Below are 1,212 nucleotides of genomic sequence, written 5' to 3' on the forward strand. Positions count from 1 at the left end.
TTGCCGTTGAAGATCGCGCCGGCTGATCCGCCGCAGTAGTGGACCAGGACCAGCAGTGCCGGGCGTGCCGCGACTCTGTCGGGCACGTAGAGGTACATGTTGAGGTTCGTCGGGTTGTTGCCGAAACCGGTCACCCGGGTCAGCGATGCCGCCGCCGCGGGCCGGACCCCGAGAAACATGCCCGCCACCACCAGAGGCAGGGCAACGGCCGCCAGTATGGCGGTGAGCCTTCGTTTCACGCCATGTCCTTCCGTTGTGAGATGACGCGGATGCCGCACGTGTTCGGCCTCTCTCCGAGGCGGCACCGATATGTGAGCGTTACCATCAACGGCCGAGGCTCAGGTGTCGCGATGCGGTTCCCATGGGAGGGCCCCGTCAGGCGGCGAGGCCGGAGTCCACAGCACTCGACAGCGGCCTTGTTAGCGTTAACATCCACTGGATGAGTCGACTGCTCCTCTCCCAGGGGGATCGGCCGGTGGTGGTGCGCGGAGCAAATACGAAGCGGGGAGGTGCCGTCAAGGGGGCGGCGCACCTCGTTCCACGCCACGGTGTGCGCCGGACGTCACTCATCAGGAGATATCGGCACCCACCGGACCTCGATCGAGCCCGGTATGGCACTGAAAGTTTCATCGGCAACTCCGCTCGCATGCCAAGGTGACCGCCCTGTTTTCGGAGGCAGGAGCGCTCATCGGAGCGCCTGTCGGGCCTGTCCGGCAACCAAGGTCACCGAAAGTTTCAAAGGAGTCTTGACACATTTCGGCGAGATTTCCAGACTGAGTCCCCGAGGCGGTCTCCCCTGTCAGGTCGGTGGTGAAGGGGCAGGGGGCGCCGTCCGCGGCTCCCTCGTGGCGTGCGTCCCCGCAACGGGACGCGGTATCGCTCCCGCGGATGTCCGCTTTCCGTGATTCAGTTGTGGAGGCTCAGGCATGGATACAAACGCCACCCCGTCAGATCGGCTCCGGCGCCCGCGCCGCGGCCGGGTGCTGCTCGCCGGCGCGCTCGGCGTTCTCAGCGCGGTCACCGCCGTGGCGGTGTCGGTTCCCGCCGACGCGGCGGCGAGCACTCTGGGCGCCGCGGCCGCGCAGAGCGGCCGCTATTTCGGTACGGCGATCAGCTCGAGCAGGCTGGGTGACTCGAACTACACGACGATCGCGAATCGTGAGTTCAACATGGTCACGGCCGAGAACGAGATGAAGATCGACGCGACTGAGC

The 1,212-nt window shown here is 66.2% G+C and carries 1 protein-coding gene and 1 pseudogene; one reads left to right on the plus strand and one right to left on the minus strand.

What is annotated here, in order from left to right; genetic code table 11:
- Positions 1-239 (minus strand): annotated as a pseudogene (locus tag FLX07_RS35785) (extracellular catalytic domain type 1 short-chain-length polyhydroxyalkanoate depolymerase); the annotation flags it as partial.
- Positions 240-926: 687 nt separating this feature from the next.
- Here FLX07_RS35785 and FLX07_RS35790 point away from each other — a divergent pair.
- Positions 927-1,212, plus strand: a 286-nt coding sequence (locus FLX07_RS35790; RefSeq protein ID WP_142576406.1) for an endo-1,4-beta-xylanase, incomplete at its 3' end; no start/stop codon positions are given.

The sequence above is a fragment of the Microbispora bryophytorum genome, from assembly GCF_006874465.1.
Taxonomy (GTDB): Bacteria; Actinomycetota; Actinomycetes; order Streptosporangiales; family Streptosporangiaceae; genus Microbispora; species Microbispora bryophytorum.